The 19,566-nt window shown below is 51.1% G+C and carries 16 protein-coding genes; 8 read left to right on the top strand and 8 right to left on the bottom strand.

Features of this window, described 5'->3' with window-relative positions; all coding sequences use genetic code 11:
• Positions 1-232 precede the first annotated feature (232 nt).
• Complete coding sequence (locus tag BUF15_RS09250; protein WP_073613188.1) at positions 233-2,122, bottom strand: SurA N-terminal domain-containing protein; 1,890 nt, start codon at positions 2,120-2,122, stop codon at positions 233-235.
• Positions 2,123-2,806: 684 nt separating this feature from the next.
• On the opposite strand from BUF15_RS09250, the gene BUF15_RS09245 reads away from it, so the two are divergent.
• Complete coding sequence (locus BUF15_RS09245) at positions 2,807-3,127, top strand: TusE/DsrC/DsvC family sulfur relay protein (protein ID WP_073613187.1); 321 nt, start codon at positions 2,807-2,809, stop codon at positions 3,125-3,127.
• Between the two features lie 518 nt (positions 3,128-3,645).
• Here the strand turns inward: BUF15_RS09245 and BUF15_RS09240 are convergent.
• Genes BUF15_RS09240 through BUF15_RS09230 form a run of 3 tightly spaced genes read right to left on the bottom strand, consistent with a single transcriptional unit; the run spans position 3,646 to position 5,333 of the window.
• Entirely contained in the window at positions 3,646-3,888 is a 243-nt protein-coding gene (locus tag BUF15_RS09240) for a hypothetical protein (protein ID WP_073613186.1), read from the bottom strand.
• A gap of 27 nt (positions 3,889-3,915) precedes the next feature.
• Positions 3,916-4,365 carry a bactofilin family protein gene (locus BUF15_RS09235; protein WP_073613185.1) on the bottom strand — a complete coding sequence of 150 codons (450 nt, stop codon included), beginning with the start codon at positions 4,363-4,365 and terminating at the stop codon, positions 3,916-3,918.
• Positions 4,366-4,373: 8 nt separating this feature from the next.
• Positions 4,374-5,333, bottom strand: a complete 960-nt coding sequence (locus BUF15_RS09230) for a M23 family metallopeptidase (RefSeq protein ID WP_073613184.1) — start codon at positions 5,331-5,333, stop codon at positions 4,374-4,376.
• Between the two features lie 326 nt (positions 5,334-5,659).
• Here BUF15_RS09230 and BUF15_RS09225 point away from each other — a divergent pair, with 326 nt between their 5' ends.
• The 3 genes from BUF15_RS09225 to BUF15_RS09215 all read left to right on the top strand — a co-directional run bounded on the left by BUF15_RS09225 (position 5,660) and on the right by BUF15_RS09215 (position 9,671).
• Positions 5,660-7,504, top strand: a complete 1,845-nt coding sequence (locus tag BUF15_RS09225) for an ABC-F family ATP-binding cassette domain-containing protein (protein WP_073613183.1) — start codon at positions 5,660-5,662, stop codon at positions 7,502-7,504.
• A gap of 87 nt (positions 7,505-7,591) precedes the next feature.
• Positions 7,592-8,317 carry a metallophosphoesterase family protein gene (locus BUF15_RS09220; protein WP_073613182.1) on the top strand — a complete coding sequence of 242 codons (726 nt, stop codon included), beginning with the start codon at positions 7,592-7,594 and terminating at the stop codon, positions 8,315-8,317.
• Between the two features lie 7 nt (positions 8,318-8,324).
• A complete protein-coding gene (locus tag BUF15_RS09215; protein ID WP_073613181.1) occupies positions 8,325-9,671 on the top strand; it encodes a protein kinase domain-containing protein in 1,347 nt (448 codons plus the stop codon).
• A gap of 18 nt (positions 9,672-9,689) precedes the next feature.
• On the opposite strand, the gene ltaE is transcribed toward BUF15_RS09215, so the two are convergent.
• Positions 9,690-10,703, bottom strand: a complete 1,014-nt coding sequence (gene ltaE, locus BUF15_RS09210; RefSeq protein ID WP_073613180.1) for a low-specificity L-threonine aldolase — start codon at positions 10,701-10,703, stop codon at positions 9,690-9,692.
• 109 nt (positions 10,704-10,812) lie between these two features.
• On the opposite strand from ltaE, the gene BUF15_RS09205 reads away from it, so the two are divergent.
• On the top strand, positions 10,813-11,760 hold the full coding sequence (locus BUF15_RS09205) for a radical SAM protein (protein ID WP_073613179.1): 948 nt from the start codon (positions 10,813-10,815) through the stop codon (positions 11,758-11,760).
• A 102-nt stretch (positions 11,761-11,862) separates the two neighbouring features.
• The gene (locus BUF15_RS27075) at positions 11,863-12,072 is read left to right on the top strand and encodes a hypothetical protein (protein WP_159441268.1); all 210 of its coding nucleotides are present in this window, start codon (positions 11,863-11,865) and stop codon (positions 12,070-12,072) included.
• A 126-nt stretch (positions 12,073-12,198) separates the two neighbouring features.
• Here the strand turns inward: BUF15_RS27075 and BUF15_RS09195 are convergent, their stop codons facing one another.
• The 3 genes from BUF15_RS09195 to BUF15_RS09185 form a co-directional block, all read right to left on the bottom strand.
• Positions 12,199-12,528 carry an MGMT family protein gene (locus BUF15_RS09195; RefSeq protein ID WP_073613177.1) on the bottom strand — a complete coding sequence of 110 codons (330 nt, stop codon included), beginning with the start codon at positions 12,526-12,528 and terminating at the stop codon, positions 12,199-12,201.
• 72 nt (positions 12,529-12,600) lie between these two features.
• Positions 12,601-14,595 carry an NAD-dependent DNA ligase LigA gene (gene ligA / locus BUF15_RS09190; RefSeq protein ID WP_073613176.1) on the bottom strand — a complete coding sequence of 665 codons (1,995 nt, stop codon included), beginning with the start codon at positions 14,593-14,595 and terminating at the stop codon, positions 12,601-12,603.
• 4 nt (positions 14,596-14,599) lie between these two features.
• Positions 14,600-14,788: a tautomerase family protein gene (locus tag BUF15_RS09185; RefSeq protein ID WP_073613175.1), complete on the bottom strand. Its 189-nt coding sequence runs from the start codon at positions 14,786-14,788 to the stop codon at positions 14,600-14,602.
• 529 nt (positions 14,789-15,317) lie between these two features.
• Between BUF15_RS09185 and BUF15_RS09175 the strand changes: the two genes are divergently transcribed.
• Together BUF15_RS09175 and BUF15_RS09170 are read left to right on the top strand one after the other, a co-directional pair.
• Positions 15,318-17,630, top strand: coding sequence for an ATP-binding protein (locus tag BUF15_RS09175; protein WP_084553793.1), 2,313 nt, complete (start codon positions 15,318-15,320; stop codon positions 17,628-17,630).
• A gap of 174 nt (positions 17,631-17,804) precedes the next feature.
• Positions 17,805-19,550, top strand: a complete 1,746-nt coding sequence (locus BUF15_RS09170; protein ID WP_073613174.1) for a methyl-accepting chemotaxis protein — start codon at positions 17,805-17,807, stop codon at positions 19,548-19,550.
• Positions 19,551-19,566: the final 16 nt, after the last annotated feature.

Below are 19,566 nucleotides of genomic sequence, written 5' to 3'. Positions count from 1 at the left end.
GCATTTACCCCCGAGTCATTCGCGACGCCGGGGAAAGAACATTGCACTATATCATTGTCGGGGTGGCAAGAGAATTAAAAAAACGACTGGTGTACCAAAAGAACGCGTTCTTGCCGGCTGATTACTGCGATTTGATGCGTTAGGGAACCTTTGTGCTATTGCGTCCGGGCACGAAAAAGCCCCTGTTACCGTTTCCGGCTACAGGGGCCCTTCAAGGTACAGAAGAATTTCGTTATAGGCTCTTGTGAACGCTGATCTTGGCTTCTTTTTCGAGGTTGCTGATAAACGCTGACAGAATCTCCTGCTGCTTTGTCTGGAGTAATGCCTGACGATATGGCTCTAGATTTTCTTTGGCGTCAACTTCAGGGATCTGTCGATCCTTAAAGCCGAAAACGTAATAATCCTCGTCAACCATTGCCGGTTCTGCCGGGTACCGCTCGGCGTTGGAAAGGTTAAACACCTGATTGGTCAGTGAACTCGGGAAGGCGGATTGCTCTTCACCTTTCCGTCCCAGAAAACCGGAGTCATTCATTGAAAGGTTGGCGGCTGTGGTAACGGCAGCAAATGTTTCACCATCACGGAGTTTTTTCAGGATCTCGTCGGCTTTCTGCTGAGCTAACTCTGCGGCTTTTTCGGCAACAAAATCGTTGGTTGCTTTTTCCTTCACCTGGGCAAGTGCTGGAGTTTCAGGTTCTTTTACCGCGTCGGCAAAAAGAATGTAATAGCCGGCAGGGGTTTTGATGAGCGAACTCAGTTCTCCGGCTTTCAGTTGAAACGCCTGGTTGAGAAACTCTTCGTCCATTCTCTCACCTGCAGGTGGGTCACTTTTAGGAAAGAAATCTGTTTCGTAAATCAACTGGTCAGGCGTTTTTTCTGCATATGCCTGGAGGCTTCCTGCCCCGATTATTCCTTCGTAGGCGCTGTTGGCGAGCTGGAAGGCCAGGGCTTGCGCTTCCTTTTCCCTGAGAGCGGCGAGAATTTCATCACGTGCATCAGCGAGAGACTTGGTGGTGGCTGGCTGGATTTCCTCAAGTTTGATGATATGGTAGCCGAAATCGGTTTTCACGACTTTGCTGATTTCTCCGGTCTGCATAGCCCATACTGCGTCTGCGAATGGCGGGATCATCTGGTTACGGGAGAATAAACCGAGGTCGCCGCCGTTATCCTTGCTGGGGCCTTCGGAGTATTGTCTGGCAAGGGCTGCAAAATCATCGCTGGCAAGGGCCAGTTGGGCGATCTGCTCGGCTTGGGCCAGTTTTTCTTTATGGATCGCTTCGGAGTCGCTCGAGGATGCCTTTAACAGGATGTGACGTGCATGGCGTTTCTCCGGGGTGGTGAAGGATTCGATGTTTTCATCATAGTAGGCTGCGATCCTGGCTTCATCCACGGAGATTTTTTTGCCCACCTCGGCGTAAGAGAAATTGAGGTATTTCAATTTCATCTGAGGTTCGCTGCGGTAATTCTCCTTGGCAGTTTCAAACCAGCTAGCCAGTTGGGCTTCATCGACTTTCACCTCGCTTTTGAACTGCTCAGGGCTTATTTTGGTGAAGTTGACTGCTACCTTCTCGTTGTCCTGACGATACAGTTCCTCGACCTCAAAGTCACTGGCGAGAGAGGCGAATTTACCGAGATCTCGAATGGTCTTTTCCGAGAGCATGTCATGCCGCATATTCGTTTCGAATTTATGCGGGGTCATCCTGTTGGCGGAGACCAGGGACTTGTATTTGTCCATGCTGAAGCTGCCGTTCTCCTGGAACTGAACCATGGAGGTGATGGTATTCTGGATCTCCTCTTCACTGACGATGATCCCCATCTTTTCGGCACCTTGGCGGAGAAGGGCGGACTGGACCAGTTGCCTGATGACCTGCTGCTTGATCCCAAGTGTCTCGGCGAGCCCTTTCGGCAATGTCCCGCCGAACTGGGCCGCGATACTCTGCTGGGTCCTGTCGTAGGCTATCTGAAAATCCTGGAACGAAATATCTTCATCGTTCACGGTGATGGCTGATTCGCGGCTGTTCATCATATTGGTCCCAACGCCCCAGAAAATGAAGACGAGAGCAATAATGACAACAATTGCCTGAATGACTGTGGATTGCGCTTTGTTGCGGAGTATCTGCAGCATGACTCTGATATGTTGAAATTGTTGTTGATTTCGTGAAAAATGTCTATTCGATCGTTGCATATTGCAAACGGCCGGTTCCCACGAACAGCTTCCTGCAAATGCCGGGACTTGTTACGACTTCGCAGCCTTCGACAGGTGTGGTCCACAAAGGAGGAACAAACAGGTCCCTTGATGGGTAAATGTTCGATTTACTCTTTCTTTTTCTTCTCTGCAAGGAAAAAGCGGAAAAGCGGGAACCCATGACCCGTGAGCGTTCTTCGCTCTCTGAGAGGGTAACGCCGTGACATTTTTCCTGCTCCAGAAAACGTGACTATCAGACAGGGGACTCCCAATTTTTCATAAAGTACTACAAAAAAATATGTACATATGCCAGAAATGGGGTATTATCGCCTTCGAATGTTATTCCGGGTGGTAAAAATCTGGAGGGGTGTTGTACTTGTCCGGCAGAGATAAAACCCGGAGGGAACCGTTTTTTTTGTTAGAAATACAAGGTTGATCTTCAGGGAATCCTGGAATTAGCTCTTATATTACGAGTGGTTGGGGGGAGGTTGAAAGGTTGATGAGAAATGGTCCGCCATCCACTTGACAAACAGTTATCGCTATAGTAATAAGCCATATTAGTTTTCAGCAGAGCCTAATAACGGTGTAAGCCATAACATACATAAAATTTTAAGGAGGTAAGAAATGCCAACAATCGAACATAAGGGAAGTAGCTTCACTGTAGACGAGGACGGCTTCCTGCTCAAAGGAATGGAAGAGTGGAACGACAACTGGGTCGACTACGTAAAAGCTTCTGAGGGTATCTCCGATCTGACCGACGAGCATAACAAAGTTATCGATGCTCTCCAGGAGTACTACAAGAAGAACGGTATCGCTCCGATGGTACGTATTCTCTCCAAAACCACTGGTTTCCCGCTCAAGAGAATCTACGAGCTGTTCCCATCTGGTCCTGGCAAAGGAGCCTGTAAAATGGCTGGTCTGCCGAAGCCGACCGGTTGCGTCTGATATTTCGACGCACAGCAATTTGTTTGTAAAAGAGGGTGCCTTTTAAGGCACCCTCTTTTTTTTGCCCAATTATTGCCTCAGTGGTTCCCTGAAGTGTCATCCATAGCCCAGGGGGAATCATGATGAGCAGCCCTGTCAGCAGCGTTTTTCTTTTGGTTTCCCTGGAAAGATTCTTTGTTACGCATTTACTTCCTCAAAGAAAAATCTCCACTTGTATAGTTGTGAAATGAGGTGCTCTGAACGTTTGTTGTAAATAGGTGTAATGAGTTAATTGTCATCAGAAAAGGTGTAAATGGCAGCGTTAGTTGGGTAGGTGCTTTTTCATTTACGATGAGAGATTTTTTTCTGAATTGAGGCACTCGAGATATTTTATCGCAGGGATGTGTCGGATATTCGGAGAATAAAATCTGAATGGTAACGAAGTGTCTGGCGGAAAGGATCTTGGGAGGCACAAGGTCCTGATGGGTTCTTGGCTTGAAATTCAATCCTCTGCAGGGCGAACTCTTGATACTCTGATCTTAAAAAATCATTTCGGAGAAGCGCTGATGGAAAGGTGTGAGATCTTCATCACAATTGCCGCAGAAGAGTTTCACGTCACCCATTGATTGTGAGCTTCTGTCTTCGATGGTAAAGCTGCCGTCCGGATTCTGCACGTAATGCGTGGTGGTGATGACGTCATCAACAATTTCGAAAAAGTCCTTATCGTTTCCGCAGCTGGGGCATTTGAAACGATTGGCGACCTTGGGTTGTGAAAATGGCATAGGATTGTGATACGTCCGGTTATCAGGTTATAAAGTGTCGACTTGGCTCTGTTCCTGTTGGGGCGGGGTTGCGAGAGTCGGTTTTTTTACTGGAGTATTGGCAAAATCCGGGTTTGCAGACCTGATCTCGCCGTCAATGACGGCGCCCGGTTCCACTGTGAGCGTGCCTGCTTCGAGTCTTCCCTGGATGGAGCAGTTTTTTCTGGCAGTGATAATATTTGCCCGTATGTTGCCCTCAAGGCTGCCAAAACAGTTAAAGGAGCAGGCAATAATATCGCCAACCACTTTGCCGGTATCGCTCAGCACCAGGTGTTCACCATTGATATTGCCATTGATGGTACCATCAATACGGGTTTTGCCCTGAAAAGACATCTCCCCGTGAATAACCATGTTTTTATCAATAATGGAAGAGATGGCTTCATTTTCTGCTCGGTCCATTTCTTCCTGTGTCATATCTTTTTTGGCGAATATGCCCATGGGTGTTCTCACTTGGCGGAAGATTCCGGTTCCAGCAGTTTGGCGACTTGCATGTATTTCAAAGGATTGGTCGGTTTACCTTTGTAAAGCAACTCATAATGCAGGTGTGGGCCGGTGGAGCGGCCGGTATTGCCGATCTGGCCGATCAGTTGGCCGCGTTTGACTTTATCGCCCACTGCTACCTTAAATTTTTTCATATGGGCAAAGGTGGTCTTGTAGCCGTTTTTATGATCTATCTCGACAAAGTTACCATAGCTGCCGTTCCGAAAAGCCTTGGTAACAACGCCAGCGCCTGTTGCATAAATATTGTCGCCTGTTTTACCCTTAAAATCGATGCCTTCATGAAAGCTTCGTTTATGGTTAACAGGATCTCTACGCGGGCCAAAACGTGAGGTTATTGTGCCCTTTACTGGTTTCCCCAGTGGGACGGCTTTGACGGTCTCCAGAAAAGTGTCGGCTTTGTCGAGAAGCTCATTCTGCAGGTCGGGATTCAGGGCAATAAAGGGGCCGCCGCTGTTTGGCGTCGATTTCTTCGATGTATTACTGCTTACCTTGACACCGATTTTTTGCATCATGTTGTCAATCAGCTCACTACGCTGATTGAGTTCATTGACGGCAGTGGAGAGCAGTTCGTCCTTTTCCTGCTCAAAAGAGGCGAGAAGGTTGGCGTGACGCAGTTTCAGGCTCGTTATCTGGAGATTTAATCTGCTGCGTTCGGCATTGGCGTTATTCTCCATACGAGCGATGATTTCATCACTTTTACTGGCCTTTATCCTGAGCTCGGTGAGCTCCTGAGTTATGACTCTGTTTCTGGAAAAAAGTGATAAAGAAAAAATGCTGGTAATGGCCAGCACGATCACAACGATCGTGGCAAACATCGAAAGGATGCAGATCTTCTGTCGTTGAAAATGGAACCTAAGGGTCTTGCCGCGTTCGCCTGTAATCAGGATATGTATTCGTTCGTTCATAGCAAATCCAGGGAATGATATTGTGCATCAGAGCGATACTAGGTACTATATCTTAAAGAAAATACTTACTTATCTGGCGAAACGTCACCAAAATTATACAAAGTTTATACCCACCGACAGACAATTTATCAACACAAAAACGGAAAAATCGGGGTTCGGCCCTCTCCTGGTGGGTGTTTGAGGGAAAAAATCTGTGGTTTGGAACCACTGATTCTTCTATATTCATTTTATATCCGCTGTTTTCATCTGACTGATTACAGGTTGTTCGCGGATCATTCTTTTGTTTGCCGTCAGCTATCTCTACTTTTAAGGATTATCAACAGGTCATGAGCAATATTCTCAGCTGCCAGGGTGTCAGTAAGGCCTTTGGCGCCCAGCAGCTTTTCAGTCATATCAGTTTTACCGTTAACAGCGGCGACCGGATCGGTCTTATCGGGCCGAACGGATCAGGCAAGTCTACTCTCTTAAAAATTATCAGTGGCCTGGAAGAGCCTGATAGCGGGCAGGTTGTCTGCCAGAAGCATGTGCGGCTCTCCTATCTCGCCCAGATGGATATCTTTGATGATGGCGCAAGTATTACCGATAATTTGCTGCGGGCTTTGGAGGGAAGTGAGTATGACCACGCCGAACGTCTGCACCGGGTGCACTCGCTTTTGTCCCGTGCCGAGTTTGCTGACAGCGAGATCACTGTCGGCAAACTTTCAGGTGGCTGGCGTAAGCGCCTTGCCATCTGTCGCTCACTCCTTGCCTCACCAGAAATACTGGTCATGGATGAGCCTACAAACCATCTCGATATCGAGGGCATTCTCTGGCTGGAAAAAATTCTTGGAGGCGGGCTCTCAGACGGACCGCAGGCATGGATCCTGGTCAGTCATGACCGGCGATTTCTTGAGAACTGTTCCACCAGGATCATTGAGCTTTCTCAGGTCTATCCCGAAGGTTCCCTCCAGGTCGATGGGCGGTATTCCGATTTTATTGAGGCCCGTGAAACATTTCTCGAGCAGCAGGCCGAAGTGGAGGTGCGACTTTCCAATAAGGTACGCAGGGAGACTGAGTGGTTGCGTCGTGGTCCCAAGGCTCGAGCCACTAAGGCCAAATACCGGATAGACGAGGCCCATCGACTGCAGCAAGAACTTTCCCAGGTGAAATCGAGAAACCGGGCGACCGGGTCGGTGCAGATTGATTTCGACGCTACAGGCAGAAAGACCAAAAAGCTGCTTGAAGCAATTGGCATCAGTAAAGGCTTTGGCGACCGACCACTTTTTCGAGAACTGGATATCGTCCTGTCGCCTGGTACACGGCTGGGGCTGCTCGGCAGAAACGGGTGTGGAAAGTCGACCCTGATGCGCATTCTTGCCTCTGCGCATTCAGAAGAGCCGTTTACTCCCGACAGCGGTGATCTCAAGGTGGCCGATAACGTACAGATCGTCAGCTTTGACCAGAAAAGGGAAGATATCGATCCGGCCATTACCCTGCGCAGGGCGCTGGCGCCTGACGGGGATGGGGTGGTGTATCAGGGGCGTTCGCTGCATGTGGTTTCCTGGGCCAAAAAGTTCCTGTTCAGGCCGGATCAGCTTGAGACCCCGGTCGGTCAGCTTTCCGGCGGTGAACAGGCCAGAATTCTGCTCGCTAATCTTATGCGCAGGCCGGCGGATATTCTTCTCTTGGACGAGCCGACCAACGATCTCGATATCCCTTCCCTCGATGTACTTGAAGAGAGTTTACTTGAATTTCCGGGAGCATTGGTACTGGTTACCCACGACCGATTTCTTTTGGATCGGGTATGCGACCGTTTGCTCGGATTTGATGGAGAGGGGAGTGTTGCCTACTACGCCGAATATGGTCAATGGCTCGAGGAGCTGGTCGAAAAGGGAAAGGGTGAACGGGACAAGGAGCCGGGAGAGAAGAAAAAGAAGCAGGAGAGTAACGGTGTTCCCAAAAAGAAGGGTAAACTCTCATACATGGACCAGCGGGAATATGACCGGATTGAAGAGCTGATCCTGGAGGCGGAAATGCGGGTTGAAGGACTGCAAAAACGCATGGTGCAGCCCGAAGTCGTCTCAGACCCTGCCCAGGCGGCGGAATGCTGGGAAGAGCTCGAGAAGGCGCAGGAAGAGGTCGAGCGTTTGTACAGCCGCTGGGATGAACTGGAGGAGATGAAGAACGGTTGAAGAGACGACACGTGGCGGTGAATTGAGCAGGGGTGACTCAACATTGGTCACAAGGAAATTATCCATGAAGCGAAGGCGGAGGCAACCATGAGAATAGCTGTTCTTTCAGATGTCCACGGTAATCTGGAGGCTTTGGAGGCGGTGCTAGCCGATCTTGCCCAAATCGGAGTGGATACGGTGATCTGTCTTGGGGATCTTGTCGGCTACGGTCCTGATCCGGATACGGTCGTAGCCCGGGTCCGGCAACTGGGTTATCCATGTATTCTCGGCAACCATGAGGCCGCCCTTGCAGCTCGAAAGGAGCGCGAGCGCATGAACTTTCAGGCCAAAGAGAACAATATCTCAACGGCAAATCTGCTGTCGCCGGATAATTTTCGTTATTGCTGTGAGTTGCCCCGAACACTGGTCATAGAAGATGCTCTCTTTGTTCACGGCTCTCCGCCAGACTCGGTCAACACCTATGTGTATATGTTGTCGGATGACGATGTGTGCCGGATTTTTACTGAAGATCCACGAAGACTCTTTTTTGTTGGCCACACCCATGAACTTGCATTGATCTGCCAGCAGGGCGATTCCGTAGTTCGTGAAAATCTGGGAGAAGGTGCGCATACGCTGGAGGCAGACCGGAAATATCTGATTAACTGCGGGAGTGTCGGGCAACCACGCGATAACGATCGGCGATCGAAATACCTTATCTGGGACAGCGGGATGGCAGAACTTCTCGTGAGGGCTGTGGCGTATGATGTTGAATCAACGGTAGGAAAAATTGAGGCTCGCGGTTTTCCACGTGCCTTTGCGGAAAGATTACGGTGACTGGCAGATGGAAACAGTAGGGAGATATACCATTCTCGGCAGACTCGGCAGGGGCGGCATGAGTACTGTGTATAAGGCCATGGCTCCGGTTACCGGTCGGATTGTGGCGTTGAAGATTTTGCGCCCCAGGGATGATATCTTTGCCGATCTGGTCGGTGCGGAAAGGCTGAGGGAGATGTTTGTCGAAGAGGCACGCATCATGGGCGAAATCGACCATGAACATGTGGCGACCATTCTGGATTGTGACGAAAATGAGGGCGCACCCTTTATCGTGCTGGAATATTTTTCCCATTCCCTTGGTGATATGATTGGCGAGGCGTATAGGGTGGAGGACCGGTCGCGCCGGCTCTCGGTGCAGCGGAGCTGCCTCTATCTGCTCCAGGCCTTAAAGGGCCTCGAGCGCCTGCATTTTGCCGGTATCGTTCATCGGGATATAAAGCCGTATAACCTGATGATAACCAGCGATGACCGGGTGAAGATTATCGATTTCGGACTCTCCAGAGTGCGGGGCGAAGAGCCGATGGCCATTCCCGGGATGCAGGTGGGGTCTCCCTATTATAGCGCTCCGGAACAGGGCACTAGCCCTGAAGCAGCCGATGGCCGGGCAGATCTCTACAGCCTCGGGGTGATGATGTACAGGATGCTGACAGGTTGCCTGGTGGAATCTCGCACCGAGATTGAACTGCCCAGCCGTCTTAATCGCGAACTTGATAGCAGTTGGGATGATTTTCTCTTGAAGACTCTTGCTGTAGAGCCGGGGGAACGGTTTGCGGATGCGACCCGGATGCGGGTGGAGCTTGAACAGCTGTTTGATGAGTGGAAGAGTAGCTCAGCCCGAAATTGTGGGATCGAGAATCTGTGGTCACAGGAAGTTGGCGATAACAGTATTCAGTTACGCAGCGAGCCCTGTCGAATTATGTACAAGGATATCCGGGCAACGCTTGAGCTTGACGAGCTTTTTCGGCCAACAGGCTTCTATCGCCATCAACTGGTGGTGAAGAGTCCACTATTACTCTACGATCCGGTAACAGGCCTTTACTGGCAGCGGAGTGGAACTGGGTTTACTCTGAACTGGCATCAAGCCCGTGACTATGTGCACTACCTCAATGAGACAGCGTTTGCAGGACATTCCGGCTGGCGGCTGCCCACCACCGCGGAACTGGTAACGGTGCTTCGCTCTCCGACGGCTACGCGTGACTTCTGTATAGACCCCCATTTTGCCTCGAGCCTGCACTGGCTCTGGTCGGCCGATCATTGTACGAAAAAGGCGGCCTGGATGGCGGATATTGTCGAGAGCTATATTGGCCGCCTCGATATGGATGGGGCGGCTTCGGTCTGCGCCGTTTGCAGTTAGGTTGTTTTCAGAAATTCTTTACCGGAAGTGATCGTGGAAGACGTCTATCACGCTCTCCACATCTTCGGTGGTGATATCCAGGTGGGTGACCAGCCGCATTTGTGTTCCTGGCGAAACAATGATGTTTTCCGTGCGCAGTCGTTCGGTGAGTCCAGTCACATCTTCGTCGGCAACGGTGACGAATACCATGTTGGTCTGATTATCCTCGTAGCGAACGGTCAGCTGGGGCAGATCTTGAAGACCACGGGCCAGCAGGTGTGCATTGGCATGATCTTCTGCCAGACGCTGAACATTGTGGTTGAGGGAAAAAAGTCCTGCGGCAGCAAGAATTCCCGCCTGACGCATACCGCCTCCCGCCACTTTTCGCCAACGGCGGGCCCGGGTAATGAAGTCAGTCGAGCCACAGAGTACCGAGCCGATCGGGGCGCCTAATCCTTTAGAGAGACATACGGAGACCGAGTCAAAGTGGTGGGCTATCTCACTCACATGGATATCCTGAGCCACGGCAGCGTTGAAGACCCGCGCACCATCCAGATGGAGTTTCAGGCTGTGGCTGCGGCTGAAATCGCGGGCCTGTCGCAGGTATTCAAGCGGGAGGAACCTGCCATTTTGGGTGTTTTCCAGACAGAGCAGCCGGGTCCTCGCAAAGTGGATGTCGTCCGGTTTGATTTTAGAGGCAACCAGATCAAGATCGAGAGTGCCGTCCTCGGTAAACTCAATGGGCTGGGGCTGGATAGATCCAAGCACCGCAGCTCCACCACCCTCGTATCTATAGGTGTGAGCCTGTTGACCGACGATATATTCATCACCCCGCTGGCAATGGGCCATCAGGGCCACAAAATTAGCCTGGGTGCCGCTGCAGGTAAAGAGTGCCGCCTCAAATCCCAGCAGGTTGGCGGTGAATTCCTGTAAGGTGTTGACCGTGGGGTCATCGCCGTAAACATCGTCACCCACCTCGGCCATCATCATGGCCTCCCGCATAGCGGTTGTGGGACGAGTCACCGTGTCGCTTCGCAAATCAATTAGATGCATGGGTGCAGGTCTCGGGTAGAGGGAAGTTGTACTTACTCACCTATTGATGAATCCACCCGACGAGAATAGTCGAAAAGGAATGCTTTGTCGAGACCGACTGGGAGGAAAAATGGATAGCTTATATTTGCAGGCCTGGAAGGAAGGATTGCTCACAGCGCGTATCGAGGAGAGCCGAGCGTTGCTCGCCGATTGTACCCTCTGTCCACGCCGCTGCGGAGTTGATCGGCTGGCGGGTGAGCTTGGCGTCTGCCAAACCGGCACACTTGCCGAAATAGCCAGCTATGGCCCACATTTTGGTGAGGAATCAGTACTGGTTGGGGAGCATGGCTCCGGCACCATCTTTTTCTGTGGCTGCAGCCTTACGTGTTTGTTTTGCCAGAATTATGATATCAGCCATCCTGTAGCGGGCAGTTGTGAAGCGGTGGATGCGGCACGACTCGGCAATATTATGGTGGAACTGCAACACCAAGGTTGCCATAATATAAATTTAGTTACCCCAAGCCATGTCATCCCACAGATCCTGGCTTCATTGCCCTGTGCTATCGATTCGGGATTGACAGTGCCCCTCGTCTATAACTGCAGCGGCTATGAAGAAATCGAATCCCTGAAACTGCTGGAAGGCATCGTCGATATCTATATGCCCGACTTCAAATTCTGGAAGGGAGAGTCTGCTAAAAAATATGCCCATGCCGCAGACTATCCGGAAAAGGCTCGGGCTGCATGTATCGAAATGCAGCGCCAGGTGGGTGATCTTAAAATAAATGAGGAAGGGTTGGCTGAGCGGGGTCTTATGGTACGTCATCTGCTCATGCCCCATGGCCAGGAGCAGTCCCGGGAGATTTTACGATTTCTGGCTGAGAGCATCTCCCGCAACTGCTTTGTCAATATTATGGACCAGTACCGCCCCTGCGGGAAAATTCGCGATTTTCCCGAACTGCAGGAGACCATCGCACCTGAAGACTACCAGGCGGCGTTGGATATGGCGGCAGAATTTGGTCTCAACAGGCTCGATGTAAAAGATTTCGGCATGTTAATGCGCAACCTGTTTCGAACCTGAAATGCAGGGTGTAGATCAGTGTTTGTGATCGTGCGGCTCCTGGTCGTGGTCGGCGTGATCGTGATGATGCGGTTTCGCCGTCCCTGCCTCATGTGAGTGATCGTGGGCAGATCCGTTCCCGTCATGGTTGTGGTCGTGACTGTGCTCGAAGCCGTGAGCATGGCTGTGGTGGTGATGGTGGCCATGGCTGTGTTCCAGGTCGCCATGCTTGTGCGGATGCTCATGCTCGTGTTCATGCTCGTGAGTATGGGTATGTTCGTGGGAATGTTTGCCGTGGCTCATCTGCGTTCTCCTGATAGATTATTGGATTGATACAACCTTTTTCTGATCTAATAAACATGAGTGAACATTATGGCAAGAGCCACGCTGTCGCAAGATTTGCAGAAAAGGTGTTGATTGAGATGGTTGCAAGCTGGAAACTACTATGTTGAAACGTGGTTATGAAAGCTCGCACTTTTCGCCTGGCAGCCAGAGGAACTGATCAAGATCAATCACGTCATTGACCGTGAAGATAATGCCCTCGGACAGAAGTAAATCCCGCTGCATTTCATACCCTCGACCGGGGGGAAGTGATATCTTGCCAGCCCGGTTCACCACCCGGTGCCAGGGTAGCCCATGGGTCTTCGAGCTGGAGTGAAGAATTCTTGCCACCTGCCGGGCTCCGCTACCATTTCCTGCCCCGGCGGCAATGATACCGTAGGTTGTCACCTTTCCCTGAGGGATCTGTTTTATGATTTCTCTGACCCGTTCTGTAAAGGTTGTCGCCATGTATCCGTTGTCTGTTGGTGTTTGCTCGGAGGTTTGAAGCTGGTCTGAAAAGGGGTTGTCAAACGTGGCTACTCAGTGACCGATGAGCTGCAAAAACTCCGCTTCGGTAAGGATGGTTTTTCCAAGCTCCTGAGCTTTAATGAGTTTTGAACCCGCCTTTTCCCCTACCACAACATGGGTGGTTTTCTGGGTGACGGAGGTGGCGATCTGCCCACCGTTCTCTTTCACCATCTTTTTCGCTTCGTTTCTCGAAATTTCCTGAAGGCTGCCGGTGAAAAGAAGCACCATGCCGGTCAGTGGCAAGTCCTCCTGCTGTCCTTCGGGTGCAAGGGGCGAGACTCCGGCACTCTGCAGACGGGAGAGCATCTCCTGAACCTTCTCGTCACTGAAATAGTCGACAATGGAGGTCGCGGCTTGTTCACCGATCCCTTCGATTTCCAGCAACTGGTCGAGGGTGGCAGAGCTGATCGCGTCGAGGTCGGAAAAATGGCCTTCAAGGGCACTAGCGGTGACTTCACCTATAAAGCGGATGCCCAAAGCGGCGAGAAAACGGCCAAGCGGCGGGGAGAGTCGTTCCCGGATGGCTGCCAGCACATTGTCCGCCGATTTCTCACCCCAGCCTTCGAGTTCCGCCAGTTGTTCTTTGGTGAGGGTGAAAATATCTGGAATGTCATGGACCAGGTGCAGGGAGTAGAGCTGTTCGACATATTTTTTACCAAGACCTTCAATGTCAAGTCCGGCCTTGGAGGTGAAGTGTATGAGGGTGCGGAGCCGCTGGGCATCACAATGTGGATTGTGGCAACGGGTCACAGCTTCCCCTTCGGGCTTTGCCAGTGGATGGTGACAGACCGGACAATTCACCGGCATGGCGATGACAGTTTCGGTGCCGGTCCGTTTTTCTGCAACTGCCTTGACAATTTCCGGAATGACATCGCCCGCCCGCTGGATAAGGACGGTGTCGCCATAGCGCAGATCTTTTCGTTCAAGTTCATCCTGATTGTGGAGAGTGGCCCTGCTGACCATGACGCCGCCGACGTTAACCGGCTCAAGGATGGCGACAGGGGTCACCGCCCCAGTCCTGCCCACCTGGAATTCCACGTCGCGCAGCACGGTAGTGGCCTGGGTAGCCGGGAACTTGCAGGCCACTGCCCAGCGCGGTGCCCTGGCCTTGACACCCAGTCGATCCTGCAGGTTGAGCTTGTCGACCTTGACAACCATGCCGTCGATTTCGTAGGGGAGTTGGTGACGGATTTCGGCCAAATTATGGAAAGCGGTAATCACTTCACGGATCGAGCTGCAGCTTCTGGTAAGGTCATTGACCGGCAGACCGAGATGTTGCAGATGTTGCAGCAATGCAAAATGGGTGGTGCAGCCGGTATCGGCAGGCAGGGAGACACCGTATGCGAAGAAATCAAGGGGACGTGAGCCGGTAATGGTCGGATCAAGTTGTCTGAGCGATCCGGCTGCGGCGTTCCTCGGATTGGCAAAGGGCTGCCGGCCCTGACTCAGCTGCTGTTCGTTCAGTTTTTTGAGGCCGGCCAGAGACATGAACACTTCACCCCGGACCTCAAGGCGCGGTGGCGGGTTGTTGGCTAACCTCAGTGGGATGGCGCGCACCGTGCGTAGCTGGGCGGTAATCTCCTCACCGACTTTGCCATCTCCACGGGTTGAACCAAGGGTCAGTATTCCATTCTCGTAAACCAGCTCGACGGCAAGCCCGTCGAGCTTAGGTTCTGCAACATACGAAAGAGATTGGTTGCCGCTTAAAAAACGGGCCAGTCGTTCTTCAAACTCCACCAGATCGTCGTCACCAAATGCATTCTCGAGGCTCAGCATGGGCACTTGGTGTTCCACCTGTCTGAACTTGTCTAAAGGTGGTGCCCCAACGCGTCGACTGGGCGAATCGTCGGTGACAAGTTCCGGGTGCTCGCTTTCCAGGTTGAGCAGTTCGTGAAATAACGCGTCGTATTCACCATCGGAAATGATGGGATCGTCGAGGACGTAATATCTGTGACTATGCTCGTGGAGGAGCTGGTGTAGTTCTCTGACTCTTTCTTCTGGTCGCATGGAGTTATTCGGGTGGGTCGAGCAGGATGCCTTTCTTGGCGATGTTCTCTTTAGCAACTTCGTCGATGAAGATCAGAATCGCTTCGGGCGGCTTATTGGCTTCTTTACTGATTACATCGGTTACGCCAGCGGCGATTTTCGCTTTTTGTTCTTTGGTGAGTGTTCCTGCTACTCTGATATTGACGTACGGCATGTTTTTCTCCTTGGCTGAAAATGGATATCGGCTTAGTGGTCCGCAGGGCGGGCCACCGCCACTATACCCTTTTTCAGATGGGCGACAAAGCCTATTCTGGGGCTGTGTCGCTGTGGAGTTTAGAGACAAGTGGCAGGTGGTTTTTTTTGTAAAGACCTTGAAACGACTAGGCCGAAATAAATAGTGGCAACCATTTGATTTCTATTTTTTTTTAGATATGATTCAAGTGGAGTGACGAGGGAATGGGCCTTGGTTGAGGTATCAAATGACAATAATTCGAAAGGTTAGTTCGTCAAGTTGACGATTTTCTGAGGATGTAGAAGAAAGATGAGAGTCGGTTGTCGGTCTGATTAATATACCTATTGCACTTTGCATCTAAGTATCGTTTTTTAATGAGTCCTGCTGCCTTTCAGGTTGTGACCTGTGTTGAGGAGCATAGCGGGTTGGGGAAATGAGTTAATTTCTATTATGCATTCTTTGTCGATATTTACAGATCGAGCATGAAGCTTCTATCAAAGGCTGTAGTTCATTGAACAATATTACCAATAACGGGTCCGGAGGCTGGAAATTTGGACGGCTTGCCAGAAAGCAGCTTCTATGGATTCTGGCATTCAGTTCCTTGGTAACCCTCCTGGGGACATGTTTTCAATTGTTTACCGAATATCGGAACGATACTGCATATATCCGTGAACAGTTTGAGAGGGTGAGAAGGGCCCATCTGGACACTCTTGCCAGGAGCCTGTGGGAATTTGCCGATGAGCAGATTGATACCCAGTTGGCCAGTATTTTGAGTATCAGGGATATTGTGGCTATCGAGGTCATTGAAAATACTGGAGGGCACTATTTCAAAGGGGAGATTCAGCCTCAAATCCGAACCGAGAGCATCGAGTACGAGATCATATTCGATGGCAAGGGCCGTGAGGAACGGCTCGGCAAGCTGGTGCTAACCGCATCTTTTGAAGGTGTTTATACACGGCTGAAGAAGAGAATTCTCATTATCCTCACGACCCAGGCTGCCAAGACATTCTTTGTTTCCCTTTTTATTCTCTATGTCATTAACCATTTGGTTATGCGACATCTTGAGACAATCGCTCGCTATGCCACCGGCATCGAGGCTTCGAACCTCGATCGTCGTCTGACGCTGCATCGAAAAAAAACCTTGGCGGGACACAGCGACGAACTGGACGAAGTGGTCGATGCCGTCAACAGTATGGGGCAGAGGCTCCAGGATGATATCGTTGCCTTGCAGAAAAGCGAGTATTCCTTGCGTGAGAGCGAGGAGCGGTATCGGACAATTTTTGAAAACGCGGTTGAAGGCTTTTTTCAGAGTACGCCCAACGGGCGTTTTTTGAGTGTCAATCCCGCGTTTGCCAGAATGTTCGGCTATGCCAGTCCCGAAGAGCTGATACGGTCAATCACTGATGTCGAGGCGCAGTTTTACTATTACCCTCTAGATCGGAAGCGCTTCCAGAAGGCAGTGGACCAGCAGGGGGTTATCGTAAATTTTGAGTTTTTAGCAAAACGAAAAGATGGGACACCGATATGGGTCTGTAACAATACCCGATGCTATTTCGATGAGGATGGTAAAATCATTCGTTATGAGGGCACCGTTACCGATATTCACAAGCGCAAGGTCGCAGAACATGAACGGGAGCGGTTGCAGGTTCAGCTGATCAAGGCTCAGAAGATGGAGTCCATTGGCAATCTTGCCGGAGGTATTGCTCACGATTTCAACAATATACTGTCAGCTATCCTGGGTTATGCCGAGTTGTCTCTCCTGCATCTTGAAAAAGATTCTCCACTTCACAACAACCTCAGTGGCATTCGCAAGGCTGGAGAGCGGGCCAGGGATCTGGTCAAGCAGATTCTGACCTTTGCCAGACAGAGTGAGGAAGAGCTGGCGCCTGTAAAGATAAAAGGCGTTGCGGAAGAGGCACTCAGTTTTATCCGTTCTACCATTCCGTCCGCAATTCAGATACGTCAAGTTTTGGATAGTGAGTGGCTGGTGTTGGGGAATGTGACCCAGATTAACCAGATCTTCATGAATATCTGTACCAATGCCGCCCACTCCATGGAGGAAACAGGTGGGTTTCTCGATGTTACTTTGAAAGATATCGATTTGCCGGCCTCGCTTGAGCTGCAGGCGATGGGGCTTCGTGCTGGTGAATATGTGCGGATTGTTATCTCTGACACCGGTACAGGGATCCGGCCGGAAATAGCCGACAGGATCTTTGAACCGTACTTCTCCACCAAGCGTGTCGGCCGAGGGACAGGGATGGGGCTTGCCATCGTCCACGGGATCGTTGAGGGCTATGGCGGCAAGATTCTTTTTGAAAGCGAGGTTGGCAAGGGGACGACGTTTACCATCTATTTACCACGTTGCAGTCAGGTTGAGACACATCCCGTGAAGGGTGGGATGAGTGCAGCCTTGCCCGGAGGCAAGGAACGGATTCTGTTTGTCGATGATGAGGAAGCGATAGTCAGAACTTCCGGCAAGATTCTGGAAATGCTTGGTTATGAGGTGACCATTCGAACCGACAGCATTTCTGCGCTTCGTTTGGTGGAAGCCGAGCCGGCGAAATTTGACCTGCTGCTCACGGATATGAACATGCCGGAGATGACCGGTGATATCCTGATTGCCAGGGTCAGGGCCCTCCAGCCGGAGATACCGGTTATCTTGTGTACCGGTTACAGTCAGAAGCTCACGGACACTCTGCTGTCCGAACTTCGGGTCGACTCTTGTCTGTATAAACCGATTACCAGTGAGGTGATGGCGTCCACGGTGCGGCGGGTACTTGATACAAGGAAGAAGCCAACCATGGGCAAAGACGGCCCTGGTTGAGCATAAAGATTCGGGCTGCGATGCTACTGGCGGAAGAGCTCGGAAAGGTTGATGGAAGTGGAGCGGATACGTTGAGAGAATGGCCTGGTACTTTTGCTTTTTTTAAAAAAGCGGTGATATACTCTTTGAAAGTTCTCTAGTGCAGCTGGATTTTTTTTAATCAGGAGATTGATAATGGACACAACAAAAGTTTTAAAAGATTCAAAGAAAACCGATAAGGCGGATCGGACACTCAGTATTGCCGTCAAAACCTCTGCCAGCTGCGGTATCCTGATACTATTATTGCTGAGCCTGAACACGATCATTGCCAATGTGCTCGAACAGCGCCTGGTGTCCTCCATCTTCACGCAATACAGCCAGGGTGTCGAGTCGATCATCAACAGTCAGGGCAAGGCGCAGCAGGATGAGTTGAAGGCGACGGTGGACGTCAATATCGATATGCTTGCCGGTGCGGCCGCGACCCTGCTATATAATTTCGATACGGTCTCCATGGAGCGTATGCTGAAAGGATATATCAACCTGCCATCCATCGTGGCGGTGGAGGTTCTTGATGATAGTGATAAGCCCTTTTTCGCTATCTGGAAGAATCCTGAGGTCCAGAGTGCTGACGCGCTTCCCGCCGATCTGGAATTGAACCGGGATCTTTCGGTGAAGCAGGATAGTTTTGTGAAAGAAGAGAAAACCGGTTCCGTTACCATTTTTTACACCGACAAGGTGCTGCTGGCAGCAATGGAAAAAGTGAAAACGGAGCGCCGTGCCGAGATTTCTGCGTTTGAAAAGACCGTCAATCAGAGCATGAAGAAAGCGACCATGGTTCAGGTAGCTATTGCCTTGGTCGTTGTGATTCTGTTGATTGCAGCAATAATATTAATTCTTAACCTGGTTGCTATCAGGCCGTTGAAAGCGTTGACCGCCATGGTCACGGACCTGGTTCAGGGTGAAGGCGACCTCACCAAAAGGCTCAATCTCACAAGTCGTGACGAGCTTGGTGCCTTGGCCTCTATCTTCAACCGTTTTATTGAGCGGATGCAGAATCTGCTTAAGGAGATTTCCGGTAATGCCCATACGTTGAACTCCGCGTCGGTCTCGATGTCGGGTGTGGCCGATTCGGTATCGGTGGGTGCGGAAAGCATGTCGGCGAAGGCGCGGGAGACGGCCGATGCGGCCAGCCAGCTCAGTAATCAGATGAATTCCGTGGCGGCAGCAAGTGAGCAGGCCGCCACGAATGTCAGCATGGTCGCTGCCGCAGCCGAGGAGATGACGGTCACGGTCAATGAGATCGCCCAGAACTCAGAGAAAGCGAGGGTTGTTACAGGTGAGGCGGTACAGAAGGCGAGAAACGCGTCGGCCCAGGTGGATGAACTCGGCAGTGCCGCCCAGGAAATCAGTAAGGTAACTGAAGTTATTACCGAGATCTCAGAGCAGACCAACCTGTTGGCATTGAACGCCACTATCGAGGCGGCTCGGGCTGGTGAGGCAGGCCGCGGCTTTGCGGTTGTCGCCAACGAGATTAAAGAGCTTGCCAAGCAGACGGCCAATGCCACTCTCGATATCAAGACCCGTATTCAGGGGATCCAGAAGAGTACCGATACTACAGTAACAGAGATTGAACAGATTACCGAGGTTATCCACGCGGTCAATGACCTGGTGGCCACCATTGCTACCGCAGTTGAGGAACAGGCTGTGACCACTCAGGAGATTGCCAACAACGTGGCCCAGGCCTCTCTCGGTATCGGAGAAGTGAATGAGCGTGTTGCTGATAACTCAACTGTCTCTAGTGATATCGCCGCTTCGATCTCCCAGGTTGATGATGTTGCAGGCACCATGCGCGAAAGTTCATCGAAAGTGAAGGTGGACTCCGGAAACCTGCTGCAGCTGGCCCAGCAGTTAAATAATATGGTGGCCCGGTTTAAAATCTGATCAGTACTCTCCCCAG

It is taken from the genome of Desulfopila aestuarii DSM 18488, assembly GCF_900143695.1.
Classification (GTDB): Bacteria; Desulfobacterota; Desulfobulbia; order Desulfobulbales; family Desulfocapsaceae; genus Desulfopila; species Desulfopila aestuarii.
This window is presented reverse-complemented; position numbering and strand designations above follow the sequence as displayed.

Bases quoted from the DNA above. Each gene is read 5' to 3' on its own strand.
- BUF15_RS09250 (WP_073613188.1), bottom strand. From the start codon at position 2,122: ATGCTGCAGATACTCCGCAACAAAGCGCAATCCACAGTCATTCAGGCA.
- BUF15_RS09245 (WP_073613187.1), top strand. From the start codon at position 2,807: ATGCCAACAATCGAACATAAGGGAAGTAGCTTCACTGTAGACGAGGAC.
- BUF15_RS09240 (WP_073613186.1), bottom strand. From the start codon at position 3,888: ATGCCATTTTCACAACCCAAGGTCGCCAATCGTTTCAAATGCCCCAGC.
- BUF15_RS09235 (WP_073613185.1), bottom strand. From the start codon at position 4,365: ATGGGCATATTCGCCAAAAAAGATATGACACAGGAAGAAATGGACCGA.
- BUF15_RS09230 (WP_073613184.1), bottom strand. From the start codon at position 5,333: ATGAACGAACGAATACATATCCTGATTACAGGCGAACGCGGCAAGACC.
- BUF15_RS09225 (WP_073613183.1), top strand. From the start codon at position 5,660: ATGAGCAATATTCTCAGCTGCCAGGGTGTCAGTAAGGCCTTTGGCGCC.
- BUF15_RS09220 (WP_073613182.1), top strand. From the start codon at position 7,592: ATGAGAATAGCTGTTCTTTCAGATGTCCACGGTAATCTGGAGGCTTTG.
- BUF15_RS09215 (WP_073613181.1), top strand. From the start codon at position 8,325: ATGGAAACAGTAGGGAGATATACCATTCTCGGCAGACTCGGCAGGGGC.
- ltaE (WP_073613180.1), bottom strand. From the start codon at position 10,703: ATGCATCTAATTGATTTGCGAAGCGACACGGTGACTCGTCCCACAACC.
- BUF15_RS09205 (WP_073613179.1), top strand. From the start codon at position 10,813: ATGGATAGCTTATATTTGCAGGCCTGGAAGGAAGGATTGCTCACAGCG.
- BUF15_RS09195 (WP_073613177.1), bottom strand. From the start codon at position 12,528: ATGGCGACAACCTTTACAGAACGGGTCAGAGAAATCATAAAACAGATC.
- ligA (WP_073613176.1), bottom strand. From the start codon at position 14,595: ATGCGACCAGAAGAAAGAGTCAGAGAACTACACCAGCTCCTCCACGAG.
- BUF15_RS09185 (WP_073613175.1), bottom strand. From the start codon at position 14,788: ATGCCGTACGTCAATATCAGAGTAGCAGGAACACTCACCAAAGAACAA.
- BUF15_RS09170 (WP_073613174.1), top strand. From the start codon at position 17,805: ATGGACACAACAAAAGTTTTAAAAGATTCAAAGAAAACCGATAAGGCG.